Source organism: Lysinibacillus cavernae (assembly GCF_009724685.1).
In the GTDB taxonomy this organism is placed as follows: Bacteria; Bacillota; Bacilli; order Bacillales_A; family Planococcaceae; genus Lysinibacillus; species Lysinibacillus cavernae.
Map to the genome: position 1 here is coordinate 312,965 of NZ_WMEF01000001.1, position 26,169 is coordinate 339,133.

A 26,169-nucleotide genomic window follows, 5' to 3' on the forward strand; every position below is an offset into this window, starting at 1 on the left:
ATGGCGCAAGGCCAAATAAGAAAAGCATTAAGCGGTTATTATTATGTTTATGATGGTCATCAACTTATTCAATGTCGAGGACGTGGGGTCTTTCGCAATCGCGGAGAATCCCCTCTAGTCGGCGATATTGTAGAATATACAATGGAAATAGAAGGTTCGGATGGAACCATTCAAAAGATTTTGGAACGTCAAAATGAATTGGTTCGTCCGCCAATTGCCAATATTGATCAAGGTATTTTAGTGTTTTCTGTAAAAGAACCTACTTTCAATACCATTTTACTGGATCGCTTTTTAGTTGTTTTAGAATCATTCCATGTACATCCGATTATTTGTTTAACAAAAATGGATCTGCTTGAAAATGACGAACGTGAGGGATTACAGCATTATATAGAGGATTATCAAAGAATGGGCTATACGGTTTTACAAACTTATAAAGATGAAGAAGAATTAGTTCAACGGTTACAGCCTATTTTGAAGGGAAAAACCACTGTATTAGCTGGCCAATCTGGCGTTGGGAAATCAACATTGCTCAATACATTAATTCCTGAATTGAACTTGAAAACAGGCGTTATTTCACAAAGTTTAGGGCGAGGAAAACATACGACTCGTCATGTTGAGCTTATTGAGGTCTGTGATGGTTTATTGGCAGACACTCCTGGGTTTAGTTCGTTTGATTTTGATGAAATTGATAAAGAAGAATTAGGCGCATGTTTTCCTGAAATGGCTAGTATGGCGGATGATTGTAAATTCAGAGGCTGTTTACACTTGAAAGAGCCAAAATGTGCAGTAAAGGCAGCAGTTGAATCAGGGGAAATTCGGGACTACCGCTACAAGCATTATGAACAATTTATGCAAGAAATTATGGATCGAAAGCCGAGGTATTAATGATGATACAAATAGCACCATCAATTTTAGCAGCGAATTTTGCAAAATTAGGAGAAGAAGTAAGGGAAGTAGAACAAGCAGGTGCACAACTACTTCATATTGATGTAATGGATGGTCACTTTGTGCCGAATATTTCATTTGGCTCTATCGTATTAGATGCGATCCGTCCATTAACAGAATTACCGTTAGATGTACATTTAATGATTGAAAATCCAGATCAATATATTGAACAATTTGCACAAGCTGGAGCAGACTATATTACGGTACATGTTGAAGCGTGTCGTCATTTACACCGAACAATTCAATTAATCCGTTCGTATGGTGTGAAGGCTGGTGTAGTATTAAATCCTCACACACCAATAGAGTCTATTCAAAACATTTTAGAAGATATCGATATGGTATTATTGATGACTGTTAATCCAGGATTCGGTGGACAAAAGTTTATTCATTCTGTTGTGCCTAAAATTGAAGCATTATCTGCAATGATCAAAGAACGAGGTCTCGATATTGCGATTGAAATTGATGGAGGTATTACTGCTGAAACGATTGTTCCATGTGCACAGGCTGGAGCGACTATTTTTGTAGCAGGATCAGCCATTTATAGTAAAGAGGATCGAACAGCTGCACTCCAAGAGATTTTAGCGGCTGGTGAGGCAGCGATAAAAGGATGACGACAGTCGTTGTTTGTGCAGGTGGTCCAAAACAAGAGCTTTGTTCATTCACAGCTTTTCAACAACAACATGATGTAGTGTTTATTGGAGCAGATCGTGGAGCTTTATATTTAATTGAGCAGGGGATTATCCCTCATGCCATTGTTGGGGATTTTGACTCCTTAACCGACGAGGAATATAAGCTAGTGATGGCACAGACAAATGATCAGCAGCGTTTTCAAGAAGAGAAAAATGAAACAGACACGGATTTAGCTTTGCTCAAAGCATATACTTACGTACCTCAAGAAATTGTCCTGACAGGTGTTACTGGGGGGCGCTTAGATCATTATGAGGCAGCTGTTCGTTCCATTTATCGATTACAAAAAGAACACCCTCAAATTGAGCTGAAGATTATCAACCATACAAATATGTTGCAATTTCTACTACCAGGTACTCATACTATTTATGCAGATGATCGATACCGTTATTTGTCTTTTTTTGCTCATGAGGAGCCCATTCAAGATGTGACATTACGGCAAGTAAAATATGAAACAACGAATGAGGAAATTTCTCTAGGAACATCTCGATTTACAAGTAATGAAATAATAGGAACTTCAGGGTCTATATCTTTCTCAAGAGGCATATGTTTAATGATAAGAAGCATAGATTAGCGTAAGGGGGAGAGAGTCCTGAAAGTATATACGTTCCAGCTACCGAAATTTGTGAGTAGTATCACGCGTACGTGTATTAACCTATTTAAAAAAGATAAGAAAGTAAAAAAATCCGACTAACATTAGTCGGATTTTTTTACTTTAAGCAATAGTTGCTTATTCTTTATTGAATACAAATCAATGAAAAAAATCGATTTGCGCTCAATGCGAAATCGATTTTTTAGAAGCAGCGATTAAACGCGCTCGATTTTACCTGATTTTAATGCACGAGCAGAAACCCATACACGTTTTGGTTTACCGTCAACTAAGATACGAACTTTTTGAAGGTTAGCACCCCAAGTACGTTTGTTAGCGTTCATAGCGTGGGAACGGTTGTTACCAGTACGAGCTTTACGTCCAGTGATTACACATTGTTTTGGCATGTTGTATTCCCTCCTTACTGTTAATGCTGAAAGATTATTATTTCAGTTCGGTATTTCACATACCATAATAATTTAACATACGATGGCGTTCAGCGCAACAGTTTTCACATAACCTTTCAAGAAAAAAACCTTTACAGACATAAAACATTTATTAAAAAGAAGGGAAACCTTAGGAAAGTAGTTCTGCTATCATTTTCCTCTATAACCAAGTTTCGTCGATACCCGTTTACCAGTATCAACTAAATGCTCAATTAATGTATTGATATGTTCCTGAGAGACATTAAAGTTCACAAAGCCAATACTCACTGCACCTACCACTTCCCCAAAACCATCTAAAACAGAGACCGCTATGGAGGAGGTACCTGCTGTTCGTTCTGCATGACTAATCGCATATCCTTGTTGTTGAATTTGACGAAGTTGTTCCTCCAATTCATCCATTTCATCTTTAGTTACTAATTGTTCTAAAATTTCTTTTGCTTTTGCGTCAGACATTGAGGCAAGAATGACTTTATTGGCCGCACCGATATGCATAGGTATGCGAATTCCGAGTTGGTCATAAATACGAATTTGATTTGCAGCACTGTCAATTCTTTCTATAATAATCGTATCTAAACCTGCGGGCTTACTTAAATAGACGCTTTCTTCAACCTCTCTTGCTAAGCGTTCTAACTCAGGTCTAATTTTACTAATATAATCCATCGTATCATATACTTGTAAGCCGAGTTCTAGCCAAATTGTTCCGAGTCTATAATGTTTGGTCTGTTCATCTTGCTCAATCATACCTTGTTTAATCATCGCTTTTAAAATTCTATGTAAAGTACTTAGGGGTAAATCGCATTTTGTAGAAAGCTCTGAAATGGACAAGCTACTGTCATTTGCTTCAGAAGCTAAAACCTTCGCAATAGTCATAGCTCGCTCTAATAATTGCATTTGTCCCACCTCCCTTCAACCTATTTTATTTTTATTCTCCATCTACGTCTAGTTCCAATATTTCCGCGCGTACAGAAGTTTATGCAAAGCTTTATCTTTTTTCTATTCGTGATGAGATGAATACCAGTATAGCTTTTCATAGTAGAAGCAATTACGACAAAATGGTATTGAGTTTATTTTAGATTAAAAGAAAAATAAAAAGTTTTCTAAATATATTGACAGTATAGCATAAAACGCATATATTTTTCATATAAACTTTCCTCTTAACGGAAACGTTTTCCACTACACGGAAAGGGGTGAAGGGAATGCATTATTGTTCATCAATGTATGCACCTTTGAAACACGTTATAGTAAAACATCCGAAAGATGCTTTCCAAAGCCAAGCACATCTTAGTGATGAATGGAAAACTTTTAACTACTTATCGGAGCCTCACTATGAAGAAGCGCTAAGAGAATATGCTGAATTTATTGGAATTCTTGAAAAGTATGTTGAAACTATTGACTATCTGCCAATAGCAGATAAAGCAGGGTTAGATTCGCTCTATGCACATGACCCAGTTAAATTCACACCAAATGGTGCCATTATACTGAAATCTGGTAAAAAATTAAGACAGCCAGAAGCAGCAGTATACAAAACTTTTTTACAGAATAAAGGTATTCCAGTCATTGGAGAACTAACAGGAGAGGCTGTTTCCGACGGAGGAGATATTGTTTGGCTTGATGATCGAACACTCGTTGTTGGTAGAGGATATCGAACAAACGATGAAGCCATTCGTCAGTTAAAGGAAATGACAGCTGATATGGTGGATGAATTTATTATTGTGCAGCTACCACATGATTTAGGTGAAGCGGAATGTTTACACTTAATGTCATTCATTAGTATGGTAGATCGGGATTTAGCTGTTGTGCATTCACGCTTAATGCCGGTATTTTTCCGACAACTGCTAATAGAGAGAGGTATTCAACTAATAGAAGTACCGAAGGAAGAATATGATGCACTGGGCTGTAATGTGTTAGCGCTTGCACCAAGAGTTTGCGTCATTCCTGAAGGGAACGAAGAAACAAAACGACAACTACTCGATGCTGGAGCTACGGTTTTTGAATATAAAGGCGATGAAATTACTGTTAAAGGAACAGGTGGACCAACATGTCTAACTTGTCCAGTAGTAAGAGGATAAAGGAGAAGAAGAAAATGTTTAAAAATGTTATTGTTAAAAATCCAGGAAATAGTTTTGTAAACGGTTTAACGACTAGTGATTTAGGAAAACCCATTTTAGAAATATTGTTTGAACAGCATGAAAAATATGTAGACGCTTTAAAGAAATGTGACGTAGAGGTAACACAATTACCAGCAAATGAATCATTTCCAGATGCAACATTTGTAGAGGATACAGCTGTATTAACACCTGAATTTGCTATTATTTCAAACCCTGGAGCAGAAGCGCGTAACCGTGAAATTGAAGAAATCGAACCAGCTGTGAAGCAATTCTATGAAAAGATTTACTATATTAAAGGCTCTGGAACACTTGATGGTGGAGATGTATTGCAAGCAGAGAAGAAGTTTTACGTAGGGATTTCAGATCGTACAAATGAAGAAGGGGCGCAACAATTTAAAGAAATTGTCGAGCAAGAGGGTTATGAAGCAACCATTATTCCATTAAAAGAATTCTTCCATTTAAAAACAGGGATTGCCTATGTTGGGGAAAATCGCATGGTGGTAGCTGGTGAATTTGTTGATCATCCTGCATTTGAATCTTACGAAAAAATCGTGATTCCAAAAGAAGATGAGTATTCAGCTAACTGTATTCAAGTAAATGATTATATTATTATTCCAGCTGGCTATCCAGAAACAAATCGTAAATTACTGGAACTAGGCTATCAAACTATTGAACTTGAGATGTCTGAATTTAGAAAACATGACGGTGGCTTGAGCTGTTTATCATTACGCTTTTAAGTAATTCTAACAGTGCCCAATCAATTTAAAAGGGAAAATTGATTGGGTACTTTCGTTTTATAAAATCAGAATATTTAATATATTTACAATATATGGGAAGTAGGGATGGATGTTGGATAAAGGGGATCAGCTTCACAATAATCAATTAAATCGTTCGATGAAAAGCCGTCACTTGTTAATGCTTTCACTTGGGGGCGTTATCGGGACAGGCCTATTTTTAAATGTAGGCTATACCATTAATCAGGCCGGTCCTGGGGGTGCTTTAATTGGGTACTTGTTTGGTGGCTTAATTTTGTTTATGGTGATGAACTGTCTAGGGGAATTGGCTGTTTACATGCCTGTCACGGGCTCATTTCAAACATATGCAACACGCTTTATTAGTCCTTCAGCTGGATTTTCATTAGGCTGGATGTATTTTGTCGGGTCTGCTGCCACAGCAGGTGTTGAATTTACGGCTGCGGGTATCTTAATGCAGCATTGGTTTCCAACGGTACCAATTTGGATATGGTGTGCTGTGTTTATGGTCCTTTTATTTGTCTTAAATGCTTTAACAACGAAGGGTTTTGCTGAAGCTGAATTCTGGTTTGCTAGTATAAAAGTAGTTGCCGTGATTGCATTTATTATTATAGGTGGGGCAGCTATTTTTGGTTTAATTCCATTAGCAGATCGTCCGACACCACATTTGACAAATTTAGCACCGACTGGCTTATTCCCAGCAGGTATTTCTATTATTTTTGTCACAATGATGAATGTTATTTTTTCCTATCAGGGATCAGAGCTTGTTGGAATTGCAGCAGGTGAAACTGAGAGCCCTGAAAAAAATATCCCAAGAGCGATTCGTACAATCCTTTTTAGAATCATTGTTTTTTATATTGCCTCCATCATTGTCTTATCAGCGATATTCCCGTCATCTGAGCTTGGTCTTATGGAAAGTCCATTTGTTACGTTGATGAATTTAGCTGGTGTTCCTTATGCGGGTGGTATCATGAATTTTGTAATATTGACTGCTATTTTATCAGTTGGTAATTCATGTCTCTATGCGTCAACACGTTTATTATGGTCAATGTCAAAAGAGGGTATGGCACCAAAAATGTTTGGTCGACTCACTAAAAATAAAGTGCCATTAAATGCATTAATTTTTACAATGGCTTTCTCCCTTCTATCTTTATTAACAAGTGTGATGGAAGCAGATGCAGTATTTGTTCTACTAATGTCGGTGGCAGGAATATCCGTCACAATTTCATGGATGGGGATTTGTGCTTCTCAACTAATGTTCCGCTATCGTTATATAAAGTCTGGAGGAAAATTGGATGATTTAAAATTTAAAACACCACTATTTCCACTCATTCCGGTATTTTGTATCATTTTTTGTGTTTTAATTTTAGTATTTTTAGCGTTTGATCCAACGCAAAGGCTTGGTTTACTTTACGGGGTTGGCTTCTTTATCGCTTGTATGATTTTTTATCAATTAAAACTAAAAAACGCGAAGACTGCTGCGACAGAAAGCAAAAATGAAGAGTCATTAGAAATTCGTTAACAGACCCCTAACGAATTGGAGTTAAAGGAGAATATTTATGAGTAATTATATGTGGAATACACCTGAGAAACTGCGTGCATTACTATGCGAAATTGTTGGCTGGGAAAGTAGGACATTGACGAAAGGTGAAAATGAGTTTGCCTATAAATTAAAAGATAAATTGTTAACGCTTCCATATTTTGAAAAACATCCTGAGCTCATTGAATTACATGATGCAGGGCTTGGAAGAAACGCTGTTACGGCATTATATAAGCACCCGACAGCAACTGAAACAGTGGTGTTAATCAGTCACTTCGATACAGTGCATACAGAAGAGTATGGAGAACTAGAGCCATTCGCTTTTCATCCAGAAGAATTGACAAAAAAGCTGATGGAGCCTAAATACAAAAAGGATTTACCAGAAGCGGCTAGAATTGATTTGGAATCAGGCAACTATTTGTTTGGCCGTGGCACAATGGATATGAAAATGGGACTTGCCTTACATATGCAACTCATTGAAAAGGCAAGCTTTGAACAATGGCCAATAAATTTAATTTTAACCGCAGTGCCTGATGAAGAAGTAAACTCTGCTGGAATGAGAACGGCTGTTGTGGAGCTTGTGAGACTTCGAGAACAACATAGTTTAACCTATAAGTTATTTTTAAATAGTGAACCATCCTTTTCACAAGGGCCATCTGATACTAATGAATATATTTATTCAGGCACAATTGGGAAAATAATGCCTGCTGCTTTGTTCTATGGAAAAGAGACACATGTTGGCGAACCTTTAAAGGGCATGACAGCAAACTTTATCGCTTCTTATATGACACAGTTTATGGAGTGGAACCCTCTTTTCCGTGAAACAGATTTGGGTGAAAGTACGCCGCTGCCAGTATCTTTACAATTAAAAGATTTGAAAATGGAGTATTCCACACAAACACCTTATCGTGCTGCAGCACTTTACAATGTTTTTTTATTAAAACGTACAGCTTCAGAAGTAATGACTATTTTTGAACAAGTTGCATTACAAGCTATGGCTGCATGTAATGAGCAATATCAGCAAATATGTACTCGAGAAAAAGTACACGGTGTGGGGGAAATAAAGGTACTACGTTACGAGGAGCTATTGGAGCATGCTATCAATAAATTAGGCGTTGAAGAAGTACATGCCATTAAACTTCAAGTTCTTCAGCATCGTTCATGGGACGATCGCGAAAAGTCTATACGCATTGTTGACCAGCTTATGATTCGTTGTCAGGAGTTAGCACCAGCGACGGTGTTGTTATATGCACCACCATATTATCCAGCTATTAATTCATCCAACCATCCACTTGTTATTCAATCGATTGAATTAATGAAAAAAACGGCTCAAACATTTGGTATTGAAGTGGAGCAGATTCACTACTTTAACGGTATTTGTGATTTAAGCTATGTGAACTATACAGATGAGTCAAATGAGTGGATAGCATTTGAGCGTAATACGCCTGTATGGGGCGAAACGTATAGTATCCCATTTAAAGAAATGACCGCATTACAAGGTCCTGTATTAAATGTTGGCCCGTTTGGGAAAGATGCACATCAAAAAACAGAAAGATTGCATGTGGATAGTGCATTTAAAGAAATGCCTGTGATGATTGACACGCTGATTAAAAGTCTATTTTAGTCACATAAATTTTTAAATATTGAACTGAATATAATATAAACAAAGTTGATGCTATAAAAGCATCAACTTTTCATGTTGTTGAAAAAAGATGATGTTAATAGCAGAAAAAGAACCTTTAGCAAGGCGAGGGGTTGATTTCCGTTCCGCCAGCGTCCTTTCCAGGGGGCGTCCGATGAGCCGCTTCACTCACTGCGTTCGCTCCAGGGTCTCAGCTGTGACGCTAAATCCCCTAGGAGTGACGCTGGCTCCACTCCAATCAGCAACCATGTGCAAAAGTGTCTTTTCCTTCTCTTTCATACGAGCCATAGTGAACAAAATAGCCCATTATTTGTATGATTAGAGAAAGGATAGGCTCTTATTTTCAATGTGGAGAAGTGATGAGTGACAACAGCCCTCCATAAAGAGTAGTGAATACCTTCACTTTATTTTAAAACCTTTGCTAAAAAGAAACATTTTTATGGATTGGAGTGGAAGGCTACTTGACTCCCGTGGGATAGCGAGACAGGCGAGCCCCTGCACGGAGCGGTAGCGGAGGAAGCGGCTCGGCGCTCGCCCACAGGAAAGCAAGTAGCTTGCAACGGAAATCCTTTTTCACCTTTCACAAAAATTCTATTGATGGTTTTGTTTTTTAACACTATGCAAAGTTGATGCGATAAAAAGTATCAACTTTTTTTATTTATCAAAAAAATTCCGACAGACTTGTATTTTCCCATCTTTAGACGATACATATAGAACATTATAAATATCTGAAAGCCGACACTAGGAGCGAGAATTATGGGAAATCAAGAAAAAATAGCTTTTTCCATTCGTAAAGAAATGGTTCAATCGAATTTAAAAAGAATGAGAACGGTTGCTTGGACACTCATGTATGTATCAGCTATTATTTCGCTTATTCATTATGGAGAGGTTTTCTTTGTGAAAGCAGAGAGAGTCATGGTCCCTGTCTATATTGCCATTCACATCGCCATGTTTTATATAGATTTAGCCGTATTGTTGTTTGTTAGAGAAAAACGAATCCACATTACTACTTTCAATATACAGAAGTATGAACATCTGGTTGTCGTATATATTTACACGATTATGCTATTGATTACGGCTATTTCGGTGATGGATGTTTATTTTTTTCATCATGCGGCATTATATGAGGTGATTTTAATCATCATTTGTACGGTATTTGCCCTACCTTTACGAAAAATTTGTTGGATTATTTTACTTTCTGCACCAGCGATTATTGCGAGTGCCCTGATGCGTGTTGGCATGTCCAGTGACAATATAAAAGTCATATTACCGATGTCTCTATTAATTCCGATTAGTATCATAATTCAATACCAGACCTACAAGGTCCGGAAACAAATCACGACACAGCATATTTTATTAGATGAGGAAATGAATAAAACGAAACAATTATCAGAGCAGCTGGCTGTCAAAAATAAAGCGTTAGCTGAGCAAGCATTTAAAGATTCCTTAACGAATCTGCCAAATCGACGTGCATTCAATCATCAATTGATTACAATAGGACATCAGCTTCATCAACCACAATCATTAACAGTAATGATGATTGATATTGATTACTTTAAAAAATTTAATGATTACTATGGACATTTACAGGGTGACGCAGTCATTGTCAAAGTAGCTTCCTTGTTGGCTGAAATTGCAGAAAGGTATCATGCGTTTGTTGCTCGTTGGGGAGGCGAGGAATTTATTATGATCAGTCAGCATACTGAAAAATTTGCAGAGCCTGTATGTGTAGAAATTTTAGAGAAAGTGCGTGACTTAAAGATTCCGCATGAACAATCAGATGTTGTTCAATATGTAACGGTCAGTATTGGAATGTGTCATGCTAACCTGACAACGTATGCGCAGTTACAAACATGCTGTGATCTAGCTGACCAAGCGTTATATGTAGCTAAGCAGAACGGACGAAATAACTATTTTCATAAAATGGCAACATTTGATGAAAAAGTAAATGCGTCTATTTGAAGTCAGTAAACGTTGCTACAAAGCCTTTCAATACCGCCTTAGGTTGCTTAAATTATAACGAAAGTGTTACAATATAATTTAGTCAAAAAGAGCCAAGGGGGCATTTCTATGTCAATTGAATTAAACAATGAATTCGGCCAAATTGATATTTCAACAGATGTACTTGCACAAATTGCTGGTGGCGCTGCTGTAGAATGCTACGGTATTGTTGGCATGGCATCTAAACATCAAATTCGTGATGGTCTAACTGATATTTTACGTAAAGAAAACTTCGCAAAAGGTGTTGTAATTCGACAGCAGGACGACGATTTACATATAGATATGTACATTATTGTTAGTTACGGGACAAAAATTTCGGAAGTTGCTTACCAAGTACAATCGAAAGTGAAATATACAGTAGATAAAACATTAGGTATGAGCGTAAAATCTGTCAATATCTTTGTACAGGGCGTTCGTGTAGCGAATTAAGAGGAGGAACTAAATCGAATGCAGTCTTTAGACGGTATTAAGTTTGCTGAAATGGTACAAATGGGTGCGCATCACCTGTACCAAAATGCAAATTATGTAGATTCATTAAATGTTTTCCCAGTACCGGACGGTGATACAGGGACAAATATGAACTTATCGATGACATCTGGTGCTAAGGAGACCGAGCATGCTGCTACAGAGCATATTGGTAAAACAGCGCAGGCATTATCAAAAGGCTTATTAATGGGTGCGCGCGGAAATTCAGGCGTTATTTTATCGCAGTTATTCCGTGGCTTTGGGAAATTTATTGAAAAAGATGCAACAATTGATGCAAAAGGTTTTGCTGGGGCTTTCCAAGCAGGTGTTGATACTGCATATAAAGCTGTTATGAAGCCTGTAGAAGGAACTATTTTAACAGTGGCACGTGAAGCCGCAAAAAAAGGTGTAGAGGTGGCAGAAACTGAAACCGATATCATTGCCGTAATGGAAGCTTTTACAGCAGAAGCAAAGGCTTCGTTAGACCGCACACCTGACCTGTTACCTGTTTTAAAAGAGGTCGGTGTTGTGGATAGTGGTGGTCAAGGCTTACTATTTGTCTATGAAGGGTTCCTAGCATCTTTAAAAGGTGAGCCTCTTCCAGAGAAAAATGATGCAACATTAGATGATTTAATCAATGCAGAGCATCATAGAGTACAGGATTTCATGAACACTGAAGATATTGAATTTGGCTATTGTACTGAAATAATGGTGCGCTTAGAAGAAGGGAAAGAACCTTTCGATGAGGAGCAATTCCGTAATGAGTTAAATCCTTTAGGGGATTCCTTACTTGTGATTTCAGATGAGGAAATCGCGAAGGTTCATATCCATTCCGAGCAACCAGGCTCTGTTTTATCCATCGGACAAAAATATGGTAGTCTTATCAAAATAAAAGTTGATAATATGCGTGAACAGCATTCTGCAATCGTTGGTGAGGAGCAGAAGGCATCAACGACTGCCAAAAAGGTCGAAAAACATCCATACGCTATTGTAACGATTGCGATGGGTGAGGGTGTGGCACAATTACTGCGCTCTATCGGTGCTTCATATGTCATTGAAGGCGGTCAAACAATGAACCCTTCAACTGAAGATATCGTCAAAGCTGTACAAGAAATTGGTGCAGAAAAAGTATTAATTTTACCGAACAATAAAAATATCGTCATGGCAGCAGAGCAAGCAGTTGAACTGTTAGAGATTGATGCAGCGGTTGTCCCAACGAAGACGATTCCACAAGGGATGGCAGCGATTTTAGCGTTTAACCCTGAGGCGGCTGTCGACCTAAATAAAAAGACAATGACAGATGCATTCGCGAACGTGAAGACGGGTCAAGTAACGTATGCAGTACGTGATACATCTATTGATGGTGTTGAAATCCGTAAAGATGATTTTATGGCATTAGCAGAAGGTAAAATTGTCCTTTCTACACCAGCGTTAAAAGATGCAGCTGAAAAAGTAATCAAGGATTTAGTCGATGAAGATGCTGAAATTGTAACTGTCATCTATGGTGAAGATACAACTGAACAAGCTGCTTCAGCGTTAGTAGCATTCATTGAAGAAAACTATCCTGATGTGGAAGTTGAATTATTTGAAGGAAAACAAGGGTTATATCCATATATTATTTCAGTAGAATAATTACATGCTACTTTGCTATTCCGTAAAGAAAGCAGTGCACAAAACGTGTACTGCTTTTGTTTATGCTACAAAGAAAAGGATGTATAATAATTAGTAAAAACGTGCTAACTATTAATAGCTAAATGTACGTGTCCAGAGGATATAAAATTTGGAAATATTGGAATATCAACAGTTTGATTGGTATGTATTTATGGTGCGGACAAAAAATAAGCCTATAGTGTTGTAATAAATTATAGTAGTGGTAATTTTCTGAAATCTGATAAATTAAATGCTTTACTTTTATAGTGACTATCAAGCATGATATAAGTAAAAATAAATATTATTATAGGAATAGAATAGAGGGGTGTTTGTATGAAGTTTACTTCGGTATTTGATATTATTGGACCAGTCATGATTGGGCCTTCCTCCTCTCATACGGCAGGTGCAGCTCGCATCGGGCGTGTTGCAAGGGATTTATTCGGTAGACAACCTAAATGGGCAAAGATCCATTTATATGGATCATTTGCAGAAACGTATAGAGGGCATGGTACAGATGTTGCGATAGTGGGGGGCTTATTAGATTACGATACATTTGATGACCGTATTAAAACGGCATTTGAAGATGCTGAAAAAGCTGGATTATCATATGAATTTATTCCAGAAACGGCTAATACGGAGCATCCAAATACGGCTAGACTTGTCATTGGAGATGACGAAGGGGAAATGTCTGTAGTCGGTATTTCAATTGGTGGCGGTAAAATTGAAGTCAGTGAAGTTAATGGCTTTAAGCTACGCTTAACAGGAGGTATGCCAGCCATTCTTGTGGTACATGATGATCGTGCTGGCTGTATTGCGAATGTAGCAAATTGCTTAGCGATGCATGAAGTCAACATTGGGCATATGGAAGTTTCACGTATCGAACGTGGTTTAACGGCTCTAATGGTGATTGAAATCGACCAAAACATTGAAGAAAAAGTGCTACAGCAAATATCTTTAATTCCACATATTACAAAAGTATCTAAAATTAATAACTAAAGGGGGTGTCCCGTGATGGACGTTTTATTTCATAATGTTCGTGAGCTTGTGGAACGAGCAGAGCAAGAAGATAAATTAATATCAGAAATTATGATTGAACAGGAAATATTGATAACTGGCAGAACGCGAGAAGAAATCATCCAACAAATGGATCGAAATCTGACAGTTATGGAGGAAGCAATTGAACGTGGATTAAAAGGTGTGCAATCAGTAACAGGTTTAACTGGTGGGGACGCCGTTTTGCTTCAAAATTATATTGCGCAAGGCAAATCATTATCGGGTGATTTATTATTAGATGCAGTAAGTAAAGCGGTTGCAACAAATGAAGTAAATGCAGCAATGGGGACAATATGTGCAACGCCAACAGCAGGTTCAGCGGGTGTCGTACCCGGAACACTTTTTGCGGTAAAAAACAAATTAAATCCAACTCGTGAGCAAATGATTCGCTATTTATTTACGTCAGGAGCATTCGGGTTTGTGGTAGCGAATAATGCTTCCATCTCAGGTGCTGAAGGTGGCTGCCAAGCAGAGGTTGGTTCAGCGGCAGGTATGGCAGCGGCAGCTATTGTAGAGATGGCTGGAGGTACACCACAGCAATGTTCAGAAGCATTTGCCATAACGTTAAAAAATATGCTTGGTCTTGTTTGTGATCCAGTAGCGGGTCTTGTTGAAGTACCATGTGTCAAACGAAATGCAATGGGTGCATCTAACTCGCTTGTTGCGGCAGATATGGCACTTGCTGGCGTGACAAGTCGTATCCCATGTGATGAAGTAATTGGCGCTATGTATCGCATTGGGCAATCTATGAGTCCAAACCTTAAAGAGACTGCACGAGGTGGTCTTGCGGCAACACCAACTGGTAAGGCTATTAGTAAGGCCATTCTTGAAAATGGTGGCTTACAAAGTATTAAAGCTCTTCAATAAAACTGGAGAAACATGCTATCTACTCTGTAATATGAAAGACAAGTAATGGTAATATATGATAATTTTTCCTACACTTGTTTATATTTTACACAAGATAAAAAATGTACATTACTAAAATGAACTTTTAGTGGTGTGCATTTTTTATTTTAGTTATATTAATTCAACAAATGAGGATTGCATGTACCCTTCCTACTATGCGAAAAAATATGTTCAAAGTAAATGTCGATTATAGGTATAAAAGGCATACGAATCATTCTTGTTATGACGGATTAATTGTTTAGGGAGAATCAGTAAAAGTGCGGCTATGCCTATTTTCATTATTGAACTAAAGGTGCAATATGCAGAAATGTATCTTTGTAAATAAATAGTGGTAAATAGAGAACTAGGGATTTAAGTGTGAAATAATTTAGATTGAGGTGAAATAATGTATGGAGATAGTTTACCAAGGGTTTTGAATAATAAACTACTTTTTTAATAGCAACATTGGAAACTGCAATATTTAATGTTACTTGAATGAAAATGATAAGTTTGTACATTATTCCTATGGTTATCATAGTAAGTATTATGGTAATTTGGTATATATAGTAGTACTATGTAATTTATTTTATTTTAAAAATCTTAAATATGTATTGAAAATAATACTGAAAATGGATTATGATGGTAATAGGATTAAGTGTTGATTAAATTTTTCAGGAATATTTCTATACATGAAATTATCAATATTTTTGTGGATTTTTGTCTTCAAATTTATTTTATTATAATATTTTCTATTCAATTATTTCTCATTAGCATTGGACATATTTACTATAAATTAATAAGTTATTGAAAAGTGCGAACATATAAACTGATAAATGATAACTTTAGTTAAAAAATAATGAAATACAGATAATTATGCGTATCACTTTTCAATTCTTAAATAAAAAACATTTTATTTATTATTAAAAAGGAGGAAGTAGTATGAAGCGATTTGGTTTATTAAAGTTATTAGTCATTGCGATTCTGGTTTTTTGTGTAACAATGCCTAGTTTTCAGGGGAATGCTTACGCAGCAAGTGCAAATAGCCCAGAAAAGACTGTTACTGTAAATGGTTATTCTTATACATATTATTCTGGAGTTCATAATAATTCAAACGGTACTTGGGGTCGAGGGGTAGTTAAATTAAATCAAAGTTATCTGCCAGTAGGCTATGTTGGAATTAACGCAAAGTTATATGATAGTTCAGGAAGACTTTGGTCAGCTAGCGGATGGTCATATAATAATAATTCTGGTAACTTTGAAAGTATTGTCGTAGATACAATAACAATTGTTTCAAAAGGAACTTACTATGCCAAATCTGAAATGCAATTTTATAATGGAAATGGATACACTACCTATACTAGTAATGCAACACCGAATCTTCAACGTTCTACAGTTAATAGTATTCCAAACAATGCATATGAAGTTAATGAAAATAATTTAACTTATGGTTCAGATTATTATGCACAGTCAATAGAAGATAGTCCAGATTTAATACAAGCAATTGGAAAAAATGGAGTTGAAGGATATGTTTACTCTAAGGATATTAATTTAGAGTTAAACACACTGAGTGAGGTTTTAGCTTACATTAATTCGGAGCAATCGAATTTTACTTTACCCGTTTATGCTAAAGATGGGATTACTATTATAGATACTTTTGAATTAATTGCTGAATTATAATTATTTCATAAAAATAACGTAATATGAATTTCATTTCGCTATAGGTTTAACAATAGTAACTCATAGTCCCTAACATCCGAAATAGGTGTTAGGGCTATTTGTTTTCAAAAGAATAGGAAGTTGATAAAGGTAATTGCAGTTAAACGATTAATTACTGGAGAAGAAATAGGAAAGGTATTTGAAGCGAATCCATGATGGTGAATTTCCTCCATTGACAGGGATTATGCGATGTCCACAATGCGGGGCTAGAATGTTCTTGGTTGCACAACAAACCGTACAAAGTAGGGTGAAAAAAGAATGCTAAAATACTATGTATGTGAAGCTTGGAAAAACAACGTGACAAATATTTGTCGTTCGAATGCTATACGAACAGACTATGCCGATCCATATGTTCTCAATAAAATTGTGGAGTTACTCCATAATGAGCATTAGAATTAGTGAATGGCATTAACGATAAACAATCATCCATGTAGGTGCATATTAAATCGTTGTGAAAAATTTAGTATTATTGAAACGGAAGCTGGAGAAGATATGGGAAGCCTATTTAGATGAGTTGATTACAATTGTTCAATATATCGAGAAATCGCGATATATTGAACAGCATATTTTCAAAGAGGATAAATTGACTAAGAATAAGAGTAAACGAAAAATTGCTTCATTGAATCCAGAGATTTTTTTGCTTGAACGTGGAGAAGTGCAATTAATTAAACGCACTAGATTTAGAGGATCTTAGAGATATATTTTCAGAATTCGGTTTGAATCTATCTAAACGAGTTATTAAATGGAAGATGAAAGATAATGTTGTAGATTACATTGTAGAGGTTTTGCAAAATCGTTCGACCAAATTAAATGCATTTCGTAGTTAAGCTCACTTGGTGCATAAGGGTTGACCGAACAACTATTTTCCCTTAATAATAGTTTAGAAATTATAGGGGATATTCAACTCTAGGAATAGCCCTTTTAAATTTCGTCATTTAGATCAATCAAGTTGAACCTTAGAATAATAAAGCCGGTGTTTACAGAGATAGTAGTAAATTTGATATTTAGCTAGATATTAAGATTTCAAAAGAATAATTTAATCAGAAGGTATTTAGGTTTAGCACAATCAAAAAATACCTCAACCATAAAAGTTGCATACTTCAAAACTGCATCCTATATAGCATGATTCTTTATAAGTTGCACGAATCAGTAAAATTTGATTTACCTTATCAACTAATATACTTTTGAATTTCATCTGTTATAGAATCAATAAGTTTTGCAAATTCTTTTACTTTTGTTAAGTACCCATTTAGTATGTGGATTTACAAGACACGCTATCCTCTGCTGGAACGCCCAAGATAAATTAAAAGGAGTTTTTTTAGTGGGAATTACTAACTTGCAATTTTTAACGAAACAAGCAATAGAAGATCGCCGCTATCTTCATCAACACCCAGAGCTTTCTGGTCAGGAATTTGAAACAAGTCAATTCATTCGCAAAAGATTAGAGCATCTTAAAATAGAAGTAATAGACTACGATTCTCCAAGTGTAGTGGCCATGATTCAAGGGACAAAAGGTACAAAGACAATTGCTTTACGAGCTGATATAGATGCATTACCAATAGTTGAAGAGGGAGATAAACCCTATATCTCTCAAAAACCAGGGGTAGCACATATGTGTGGACATGACGGCCATACAGCCATCTTATTAGCAGTGGCAGAGTGGATATCCGAAAATAAAGATAAAATTGACCCAAATATTATGCTCATTTTCCAATCAGCTGAGGAAATCACACCAAGTGGAGCAGACTTTTTAATTCAACATGGTGTTTTAAAAGGTGTCGATGCTATTTTCGGTATTCATTTATGGCAAGGTTTAGAGAAAGGGAAAATTGGATTAACACATGGACCAATGATGGCTTCAGTTGATGATTTTGAAATTGAAATTCAAGGTCATGGTGGACATGGTTCAATGCCGCATGAAACCATTGATCCGATTTGTATCGCGAGTCATCTAATGCAATCCTTTCAAAGTATAATTAGTCGAAATATAAACCCTATTGATGCAGGCGTTATTACAGTTGGCAATATTCAAGCAGGAACAACGTATAATATAATTCCTGATACAGCCAAATTAACAGGGACGATTAGGGCCTTAACACCTGAAACAGTTGGTACCATTCAAACGAAGATGGTAAATTTAACGGAAGGGATTTGCCGTGCGTTCGGTGCTGAAGGGAAAATTGACTTTATTGTAGGGACCCCTCCTCTTATCAATGATCCTAAGCAATCCCGCTTTGTTGAAACGATCGTTTGTGAACAATTTGGAGAAGCTGTATTTGAATTAGTAAATCCTGTGATGGGTGGAGAGGATTTTTCTTATTATCTAAAGCATAAACCTGGTGCATTCATTTTTGTAGGGATGGGTGGCGAAAAAAGCCAATATCCACATCATCATCCAAGATTTGATTTAGATGAAGATGTATTCCCTGATGCCATTAAGCTTTTTATTGATATTATTATGCAGTACAAATAATGTTTAAAATGCATGTTTAAAACCCTATCACTTAATGGTAGGGTTTTTTGCTTATGTGTAGGGGGTGGGAAATAATTTATGGTACATTAAGATAGAGAAAGCTAAGAAGATTACATACAAAATCAATGAAGGGAGTTGTGGGATAGGATGACTGAATTATCTAGTCCCGTCACTGAATTAAAAGGCATCGGGAAAGAAACAGCAGCACATCTTGAATCACTAGGCATCGATACAATAGCTGATTTATTTTGGACGTTCCCACATCGACATGAGGATTTTCGTTTAAAAGATTTAGTACAAACACCGCACAACGAACGTGTTACGGTTGAGTGTAAGGTAGAACGTGAGCCTACGATTTTATTTTTAGGTCGCAATAAATCAAGACTCCAGGTAACGGTTTTAGCAGGTCGCCACTTAGTGAAAGTTGTATTTTTCAATCAAGGTTATTTAAAGCAAAAGCTTGTACCTGGCTCTATTATTACGGTGACTGGAAAATGGGATCGTGGGAGACAGGTAATCAATGGCACAACAGTCACATTCGGCCCTAAAACAGATCAAGTTGACTTTGAACCTGTATATAGTCTTAAAGGTTTGATTCCACAAAAAAGATTCCGAAAATATATGCGTCAAGCGTTAGATGACTTTGGAGCAGAGTTGCCAGATGCTATTCCTCATCATTTACAAGAATCGTATAAGCTTGTTCCAATACGAGAGGGTTTGGAGGGTATCCATTTTCCACTGGACGCTGGACATGCCAAACAAGCAAGAAGACGCTTTGCCTATGAAGAGCTATTAAATTTCCAATTACGTATTCAAACATTACGGAAAATACGAAAGGATAGTGAACATGGCACGGTCATTCAGTTTGATGTGCATAAGCTACGAGAATTTATAGCTTCATTACCATATGAATTAACGAATGCCCAAAAACGTGTTGTTAATGAAATTTGTAAAGATTTAAAGGAGCCACATCGAATGAATCGCTTGCTGCAAGGTGATGTAGGTTCAGGGAAAACGGTTGTAGCGGCAATCGGGTTATACGCAGCCGTAACAGCAGGTTTTCAAGGAGCGTTAATGGCGCCAACAGAAATTTTAGCTGAACAGCACTTGGAAAATTTGAAAGAATGGTTTCAACCATTTGGAGTTCGTGTTGCTTTGTTATCTGGGTCAACTAAAGCAAAGGAACGACGTGCGATTTTAGCGGATTTGGCAAATGGGGAACTTGACATTGTCATTGGCACACATGCATTGATCCAGCCAGATGTTGTTTTTCAAAAACTAGGCTTTGTGATTACAGATGAACAGCATCGCTTTGGTGTTGAGCAACGTCGTATATTGCGTGATAAGGGGGAAAACCCAGATGTACTCTTTATGACGGCGACTCCTATACCCCGAACACTCGCTATTACCGCATTTGGGGAAATGGATGTATCGATGATTGATGAAATGCCGGCTGGGCGTAAGCAAATTGAAACCCATTGGATGAAGAAAGAGCAATTCGGTTCTGTTATGTCGAACCTAGAATCGGAGCTAGCAGCTGGAAGACAAGTCTATGCCATTTGTCCACTTATTGAGGAATCAGATAAGCTTGATGTTCAAAATGCTGTTGAAATCTATGAGCAGCTAGCGATTTATTTTAAAGAGCGCTATCGTGTCGGGTTAATGCATGGACGTTTATCGGCTGATGAAAAAGATGCAGTTATGCGTGCTTTTAGTGAGGGGTCCATTCAGGTTTTAGTTTCTACAACGGTTGTGGAGGTAGGTGTTAATGTACCAAATGCGACTTTTATGATTGTCTATGATGCTGAACGGTTTGGCTTAGCGCAGTTACATCAGCTCAGAGGGCGTGTTGGGCGTGGTGAGCATCAATCATACTGCATTTTACTTGCTGATCCTAAGTCAGATGAGGGGAAAGAGCGTATGCAGTCGATGACAGAAACGAATGATGGCTTCCGTTTAGCTGAAAAAGATCTAGAACTAAGGGGACCAGGGGACTTTTTTGGAAGAAAGCAAAGTGGTTTACCTGATTTTAAAGTAGCTGATTTAGTACATGATTATCGTATTCTTGAGACCGCTAGAAAGGATGCGACAGAGATGCTTGAAACAGAAACGTTTTGGCATGATGACGACTATCAATACTTGCGTGAAATGCTAGAAAAGACTGGTGTCTTACAAGGAGAGCGCTTCGATTAGTGATAGAAGCTTTATATCAATGAAAGAATGTAAGCACTTGAATTCAAAACAAGTCTTGCATTCTTTTTTTATACTCTATATACTGATATTAGTACCAAGTGCTAATAACAACTCAAAAGGTGGCGAATGATGTTGAGACGAACGAAAAAAGAGCGACAGCGACTACTAACTGAAACGATAGCTGAAAACCCATTCGTCACAGATGAACAGTTAGCAACACAGTTTCAGGTTAGTGTCCAAACAATTCGTTTAGACCGTATGGAATTATCAATACCAGAATTACGGGAGCGAATTAAAGATGTTGCTTCAAAAAACTATGAAAATGAAGTGAAATCTCTACCGATTGATGAGGTCATCGGAGAAATTGTTGATATTGAATTAGATAATCGAGCACTATCGATTTTTGATGTACAAGAAGAGCATGTTTTTCAGCGCAATGGCATCGCACGTGGACATCATTTGTTTGCACAGGCAAACTCATTAGCGGTTGCAGTAATTGACGACGAACTAGCATTAACAGTACATTCCAATATTACGTTTGTGAAACCTGTACATGCTGGAAATCGTGTTATTACAAAAGCGATTGTTATCGGACGAGATGATAAAAACCATCGTACAAAAGTCGAGGTAACATCTACCGTTAATGGTGAAACCGTTTTTGTTGGTGAATTTGATATGTACCGCACGAAAGGTAAAGGTGAGTAACAATGAAATTAGCGCTTGATGGAATGGGTGGAGACAATGCACCAAAATCGGTTGTTGAAGGTGCACTCTTAGCATTAGAACAAATTCCGAACTTAGAAATTCAATTATATGGTCAACAAGATAAACTTGAGCCATTTATAAAACAGCATGATCGATTAACAATCATACATTGTGAGGAAGTAGTAGAAGGAACTGATGATCCTGCTCGTGCTGTTCGTAGAAAAAAGGATTCCTCCATGGCACGCATGATGGACGCAGTGGAAGAAGACAGAGCAGATGCTTGTCTTTCTGCTGGGAACACGGGCGCATTAATGGCAGGTGGCTTATTTAAAGTAGGTCGTATTGAAGGAATTGCTCGACCAGCTTTAGCTACGACACTACCTACATTGGATGGTAAAGGATTTTTAATGCTTGATTTAGGGGCCAATGCAGATGCCCGACCAGAGCATTTAGTGCAATATGCAATCATGGGTGATATTTATGCTAAAAAGGTTGGTGGCTTACAAAAACCACGAATTGGCTTATTAAATATCGGTACTGAGGATAAAAAAGGCAATGAATTAACGAAAGCGGCCTTCGAATTATTGAAGGAAGCTGATTTGAATTTTATTGGTAATGTAGAAGCGCGTGATTTACTTGAAGGAGTAGCGGATGTTGTTGTAACAGATGGCTTTACAGGCAATATGGTGTTGAAGTCTATTGAAGGGACGGCGGGCGCTTTATTTTCAATGTTAAAAGAGGCTTTTATGTCATCAACGAAAACGAAAATTTCGGCAGTACTCATGAAAAATAATTTACGTGACTTGAAAAATAAAATGGACTATACAGAGTATGGTGGTGCAGGGTTGTTTGGCTTACAAGCTCCTGTTATTAAGGCACATGGATCATCTAATGCAAAAGCAATTTTCAGTGCTATCCGTCAAGCCAATACGATGGTAGAGCATACCGTAATTTCGACGATTACTGAGACAGTACGTCACTTAGAAATTGATTAAACAAAGGGGATTATTCAAATGACGAAAATAGCATTTATTTTTCCAGGACAGGGTTCGCAAGTAGTAGGAATGGGTCAAGAGTTTGTTGAAAATTCACAGGAAAGTAGAGACTTTTATGATCGCGCAGATCAAGCTCTAAATTTTGACTTATCTAAGTTAATGTTAGAAGGTCCAGCAGAGGAATTAACACTGACATATCATGCTCAGCCAGCACTTCTTACTACTGGTGTAATGGTGGCCGAGAAGTTGCGTGCAGCAGGCATTCAACCACATTACGCAGCGGGTCATTCACTTGGAGAATATAGTGCATTGGTTATTGCGGGCGTAATGTCATTTGATGATGCTGTGTCTATTGTGCATAAACGAGGACTTTATATGAATGAAGCTGTACCTGCTGGACAAGGGGCAATGGCAGCGATTTTAGGAATGGAACTAGAGGCATTGAACGAAGTAACTGAGCAGGTTTCGGTAGCAGGTGATTCTGTTCAGGTTGCCAATGTGAATTGTCCAGGACAAATTGTGATTTCAGGCACAAAAGAAGGCGTTGACAAGGCCATTATCGCTGCAAAAGAAGCAGGGGCAAAACGAGCAATACCTTTAGTTGTAAGTGGTCCTTTCCATTCTGAGTTGATGCGACCATCCTCACAGCAACTGAAAGCAGCGTTGGCAGATATCACTTTATCCGCACCTGAAATTCCTGTTATCGGGAATGTGATGGCGAAGGAATTAAAGGATGTACCAGCGATTCAACAGGAGCTAGTTGAACAGGTATATAGTGCTGTGCAATGGGAATCATCTATGCGTGAAATGATTGCGCAAGGTGTTGATGTCTTTATCGAATGTGGACCTGGTAAAGTATTAAGCGGTCTCTTGAAAAAAATCGATCGCTCTGTTGGAGCGTATTGTGTCTATGATGAAGCATCGTTAGAAGCGGTTTTAGAAGCGTCGAAGGAGTGGTCAATCAATGCGTAAATTAGAAGGAAAAGTAGCTGTTGTAACAGGAGCTTCACGTGGAATTGGACGTGCAATTGCTTTTAAGCTTGCTGACGAGGGAGCTAAGGTTGTTGTGAACTATAGTGGCTCACAAGCGAAAGCAGAAGAAGTAGTTGCGATGATTCAAGAAAACGGTGGAGAGGCAATTGCTGTGCAAGCAAGCGTTTCAAAGACGGAAGAAGTGACAGCATTAATGGATGCCACAGTGAAAACTTTCGGCTCACTTGATATTTTAGTCAATAATGCTGGTATTACAAGAGATAATTTGATAATGCGTATGAAAGAAGACGAATGGGACGATGTATTAGATACGAACCTTAAAGGTGTATTCCTTTGTACAAAAGCTGTAACACGTCAAATGATGAAGCAACGTGCAGGTCGCATTATTAATATTTCTTCAATCGTTGGTGTAGCGGGTAATGCTGGTCAAGCAAACTATGTTGCGGCTAAAGCAGGTGTTATTGGACTAACGAAAACGACTGCAAAGGAATTAGCATCTCGTAATATTTTAGTCAATGCTATTGCACCAGGCTTTATCGAAACAGAAATGACGGAACAGCTACCAGAAGATATTAAACAGGGAATGCTAACACAGATTCCACTTGCTAAACTTGGACAGCCTGAGGATATTGCAAAGGCAGTAGCTTTCCTTGCATCGGACGACGCTAACTATATGACAGGACAAACGCTTCATATAGATGGCGGTATGGTCATGTAATTTCAATTAGGCATAAACGCTGATTTTTTGTATAATCATTTGAGGGGAGGTGAATCATTTGTCTACAGTATTAGAACGCGTAACAAAAGTAATCGTGGACCGCTTAGGTGTTGAAGAAAGTGAAGTAACGCTTGAAGCTTCTTTCCGTGATGATTTAGGGGCTGACTCATTAGACGTTGTTGAGCTTGTAATGGAGCTTGAAGACGAATTCGATATGGAAATTTCTGATGAAGATGCTGAAAAAATCTCAACAGTAGGTTCTGCAATTTCATACATCGAAGGTAAATTAAACTAATTTCGTTAGTACTTTATTTAGCGAAAATGTCTCACCTCTATTGGTATGACGGTCATCGTAATTACACAATGGTATTTATGATAGCTTGAATAAAGTAGAAATTGTTTTTCTGCTTTTCTTTGATAGTAGGAGCAGATGTAATGAACGAAGATGTATTTAAAGGGGACGAAATAGATCGTTTATCGATCTATTGACGTCCCTTTTTTTATTTTGAAAATAGATCATGGCTCAGCGTAATCGCGTCCAGATAATTTCGAGCTTTCTCGAAAGGCTTCTTTGCAAATCTAACATCTGCAGGAGGCTTTGGGGCAACAAGATGTTAGTTACATTGTCTTTGTCACAGGACGTGGAGTTTTTAGACGGTGTGTTTCTATTTCAATAGGTGTAAACAAGCACTCATCTCCTCCTTATAAAGGGGTCTTTAGCTGAATCAAGATAAATTTTCGAAAAAATTTCCAAAACATTGTGTTTAAGCCGAAATACTTTTGCATAAACGCCTTGAAAAAGGTACACTAAAACGGTAGAAACTATTAGGAAGGCAGATTTGTTCAATGGCTATGAAAAGAAAAGGAACTATGCAGAAATCTGGCGTACTTCCTGAAAAAGTACGCAATCAATTCGAGCTGTTACAGCATGAATTAAATATCACATTTATTAATAAAAATTTATTGTATCAAGCATTCACGCATTCATCTTATGTGAATGAGCATCGCCGTAAACTATTTACGGATAATGAGCGTCTTGAATTCTTAGGAGACGCAGTACTTGAACTGTCTGTTTCTAAATATCTTTTTGAGAAATACCCAAATATGAGCGAGGGTGAGTTAACAAAGTTAAGAGCATCCATTGTGTGTGAGCCATCACTAGTTATTTTTGCTAATGAATTAGGCTTTGGACGCTTTGTTTTACTTGGAAAAGGTGAGGAATTAACAGGTGGACGGGAACGCCCAGCGCTACTTGCAGATGTGTTTGAATCATTTGTAGGTGCTCTATATTTAGATCAAGATTTACAAACGGTCGTATCATTTTTAGAACGTATCGTGTTCCCAAAAGTAGAAGTCGGTGCTTTTTCGCATGTGATGGATTTTAAAAGTCAATTGCAAGAAATGGTACAGCAAACCAATAATGGACTTCTTCATTATGAGATTATCGATGAAAAGGGCCCAGCACACAACCGTACCTTTGTATCAAGCGTATTATTGAATGGACAAGAGCTTGGTATTGGTCGTGGAAAATCAAAAAAAGAAGCCGAGCAGCAAGCTGCACAATGCGCAATGAGAATGATGCGTGAAGAAGCTGCAAAAGAGGAGGCTTAATA

26 protein-coding genes are annotated in these 26,169 nt (G+C 37.5%); 24 read left to right on the forward strand and 2 right to left on the reverse strand.

Annotated features, from left to right (window positions below):
• From rsgA to spoVM, 4 genes are read left to right on the forward strand one after another with little or no spacing between them, the layout of a single operon-like run.
• On the forward strand, nucleotides 1–885 hold the full coding sequence (gene rsgA, locus GJU32_RS01525) for a ribosome small subunit-dependent GTPase A (protein WP_155590188.1): 885 nt from the start codon (nucleotides 1–3) through the stop codon (nucleotides 883–885).
• A gap of 2 nt (nucleotides 886–887) precedes the next feature.
• On the forward strand, nucleotides 888–1,556 hold the full coding sequence (gene rpe / locus GJU32_RS01530) for a ribulose-phosphate 3-epimerase (protein ID WP_155590189.1): 669 nt from the start codon (nucleotides 888–890) through the stop codon (nucleotides 1,554–1,556).
• Entirely contained in the window at nucleotides 1,553–2,206 is a 654-nt protein-coding gene (locus tag GJU32_RS01535; RefSeq protein WP_155590190.1) for a thiamine diphosphokinase, read from the forward strand. The genes rpe and GJU32_RS01535 overlap by 4 nt, the downstream gene beginning before the upstream one ends.
• Nucleotides 2,207–2,224: 18 nt before the next feature.
• The gene (spoVM, locus tag GJU32_RS01540) at nucleotides 2,225–2,326 is read left to right on the forward strand and encodes a stage V sporulation protein SpoVM (protein ID WP_099805045.1); all 102 of its coding nucleotides are present in this window, start codon (nucleotides 2,225–2,227) and stop codon (nucleotides 2,324–2,326) included.
• A 113-nt stretch (nucleotides 2,327–2,439) separates the two neighbouring features.
• Here spoVM and rpmB read toward each other — a convergent pair whose 3' ends face one another.
• Both rpmB and GJU32_RS01550 read right to left on the reverse strand, forming a co-directional pair.
• On the reverse strand, nucleotides 2,440–2,628 hold the full coding sequence (gene rpmB / locus GJU32_RS01545; RefSeq protein WP_004227417.1) for a 50S ribosomal protein L28: 189 nt from the start codon (nucleotides 2,626–2,628) through the stop codon (nucleotides 2,440–2,442).
• Nucleotides 2,629–2,817: 189 nt separating this feature from the next.
• On the reverse strand, nucleotides 2,818–3,558 hold the full coding sequence (locus tag GJU32_RS01550; RefSeq protein WP_155590191.1) for an IclR family transcriptional regulator: 741 nt from the start codon (nucleotides 3,556–3,558) through the stop codon (nucleotides 2,818–2,820).
• Between the two features lie 305 nt (nucleotides 3,559–3,863).
• On the opposite strand from GJU32_RS01550, the gene GJU32_RS01555 reads away from it, so the two are divergent.
• The 20 genes from GJU32_RS01555 (at nucleotide 3,864) to rnc (ending at nucleotide 26,167) form a co-directional block, all read left to right on the forward strand.
• Nucleotides 3,864–4,736 (forward strand): dimethylarginine dimethylaminohydrolase family protein, encoded by an 873-nt coding sequence (locus GJU32_RS01555; protein ID WP_155590192.1) that lies wholly within the window; start codon nucleotides 3,864–3,866, stop codon nucleotides 4,734–4,736.
• 14 nt (nucleotides 4,737–4,750) lie between these two features.
• Nucleotides 4,751–5,512 carry a dimethylarginine dimethylaminohydrolase family protein gene (locus GJU32_RS01560; protein WP_155590193.1) on the forward strand — a complete coding sequence of 254 codons (762 nt, stop codon included), beginning with the start codon at nucleotides 4,751–4,753 and terminating at the stop codon, nucleotides 5,510–5,512.
• 109 nt (nucleotides 5,513–5,621) lie between these two features.
• Nucleotides 5,622–7,049, forward strand: coding sequence for an amino acid permease (locus tag GJU32_RS01565; protein WP_155590194.1), 1,428 nt, complete (start codon nucleotides 5,622–5,624; stop codon nucleotides 7,047–7,049).
• 37 nt (nucleotides 7,050–7,086) lie between these two features.
• Complete coding sequence (locus GJU32_RS01570) at nucleotides 7,087–8,691, forward strand: M20/M25/M40 family metallo-hydrolase (protein WP_155590195.1); 1,605 nt, start codon at nucleotides 7,087–7,089, stop codon at nucleotides 8,689–8,691.
• Nucleotides 8,692–9,465: 774 nt separating this feature from the next.
• Entirely contained in the window at nucleotides 9,466–10,671 is a 1,206-nt protein-coding gene (locus tag GJU32_RS01575; RefSeq protein WP_155590196.1) for a GGDEF domain-containing protein, read from the forward strand.
• A 108-nt stretch (nucleotides 10,672–10,779) separates the two neighbouring features.
• Nucleotides 10,780–11,139 carry an Asp23/Gls24 family envelope stress response protein gene (locus GJU32_RS01580; RefSeq protein WP_004269431.1) on the forward strand — a complete coding sequence of 120 codons (360 nt, stop codon included), beginning with the start codon at nucleotides 10,780–10,782 and terminating at the stop codon, nucleotides 11,137–11,139.
• Nucleotides 11,140–11,157: 18 nt separating this feature from the next.
• Nucleotides 11,158–12,807: a DAK2 domain-containing protein gene (locus GJU32_RS01585; RefSeq protein ID WP_155590197.1), complete on the forward strand. Its 1,650-nt coding sequence runs from the start codon at nucleotides 11,158–11,160 to the stop codon at nucleotides 12,805–12,807.
• Nucleotides 12,808–13,158: 351 nt separating this feature from the next.
• Nucleotides 13,159–13,821, forward strand: a complete 663-nt coding sequence (gene sdaAB, locus GJU32_RS01590; RefSeq protein ID WP_155590198.1) for an L-serine ammonia-lyase, iron-sulfur-dependent subunit beta — start codon at nucleotides 13,159–13,161, stop codon at nucleotides 13,819–13,821.
• Nucleotides 13,822–13,836: 15 nt separating this feature from the next.
• Entirely contained in the window at nucleotides 13,837–14,745 is a 909-nt protein-coding gene (sdaAA, locus tag GJU32_RS01595) for an L-serine ammonia-lyase, iron-sulfur-dependent, subunit alpha (protein WP_155590199.1), read from the forward strand.
• 957 nt (nucleotides 14,746–15,702) lie between these two features.
• Entirely contained in the window at nucleotides 15,703–16,440 is a 738-nt protein-coding gene (locus tag GJU32_RS01600) for a hypothetical protein (protein WP_155590200.1), read from the forward strand.
• Nucleotides 16,441–16,737: 297 nt separating this feature from the next.
• Complete coding sequence (locus GJU32_RS23520) at nucleotides 16,738–16,872, forward strand: hypothetical protein (protein ID WP_274381794.1); 135 nt, start codon at nucleotides 16,738–16,740, stop codon at nucleotides 16,870–16,872.
• Between the two features lie 76 nt (nucleotides 16,873–16,948).
• Nucleotides 16,949–17,173 carry a hypothetical protein gene (locus GJU32_RS23000; RefSeq protein ID WP_196426555.1) on the forward strand — a complete coding sequence of 75 codons (225 nt, stop codon included), beginning with the start codon at nucleotides 16,949–16,951 and terminating at the stop codon, nucleotides 17,171–17,173.
• Nucleotides 17,174–17,800: 627 nt separating this feature from the next.
• The gene (locus GJU32_RS01605) at nucleotides 17,801–18,952 is read left to right on the forward strand and encodes a M20 metallopeptidase family protein (RefSeq protein WP_155590201.1); all 1,152 of its coding nucleotides are present in this window, start codon (nucleotides 17,801–17,803) and stop codon (nucleotides 18,950–18,952) included.
• Nucleotides 18,953–19,099: 147 nt separating this feature from the next.
• Nucleotides 19,100–21,145: an ATP-dependent DNA helicase RecG gene (gene recG / locus GJU32_RS01610; RefSeq protein WP_155590202.1), complete on the forward strand. Its 2,046-nt coding sequence runs from the start codon at nucleotides 19,100–19,102 to the stop codon at nucleotides 21,143–21,145.
• Nucleotides 21,146–21,277: 132 nt separating this feature from the next.
• Nucleotides 21,278–21,850 carry a transcription factor FapR gene (gene fapR, locus GJU32_RS01615; RefSeq protein WP_155590697.1) on the forward strand — a complete coding sequence of 191 codons (573 nt, stop codon included), beginning with the start codon at nucleotides 21,278–21,280 and terminating at the stop codon, nucleotides 21,848–21,850.
• Between the two features lie 2 nt (nucleotides 21,851–21,852).
• Nucleotides 21,853–22,845 carry a phosphate acyltransferase PlsX gene (gene plsX, locus GJU32_RS01620; protein ID WP_155590203.1) on the forward strand — a complete coding sequence of 331 codons (993 nt, stop codon included), beginning with the start codon at nucleotides 21,853–21,855 and terminating at the stop codon, nucleotides 22,843–22,845.
• 18 nt (nucleotides 22,846–22,863) lie between these two features.
• Nucleotides 22,864–23,817 (forward strand): ACP S-malonyltransferase, encoded by a 954-nt coding sequence (gene fabD / locus GJU32_RS01625; protein ID WP_155590204.1) that lies wholly within the window; start codon nucleotides 22,864–22,866, stop codon nucleotides 23,815–23,817.
• Nucleotides 23,810–24,556, forward strand: a complete 747-nt coding sequence (fabG, locus tag GJU32_RS01630; RefSeq protein WP_155590205.1) for a 3-oxoacyl-[acyl-carrier-protein] reductase — start codon at nucleotides 23,810–23,812, stop codon at nucleotides 24,554–24,556. Before fabD ends, fabG begins: the two co-directional genes overlap by 8 nt.
• A 58-nt stretch (nucleotides 24,557–24,614) precedes the next feature.
• Nucleotides 24,615–24,851, forward strand: a complete 237-nt coding sequence (gene acpP / locus GJU32_RS01635) for an acyl carrier protein (RefSeq protein ID WP_053993894.1) — start codon at nucleotides 24,615–24,617, stop codon at nucleotides 24,849–24,851.
• Between the two features lie 551 nt (nucleotides 24,852–25,402).
• Nucleotides 25,403–26,167 (forward strand): ribonuclease III, encoded by a 765-nt coding sequence (rnc, locus tag GJU32_RS01640; protein WP_012293239.1) that lies wholly within the window; start codon nucleotides 25,403–25,405, stop codon nucleotides 26,165–26,167.
• The last annotated feature ends 2 nt before the right edge of the window (nucleotides 26,168–26,169 follow it).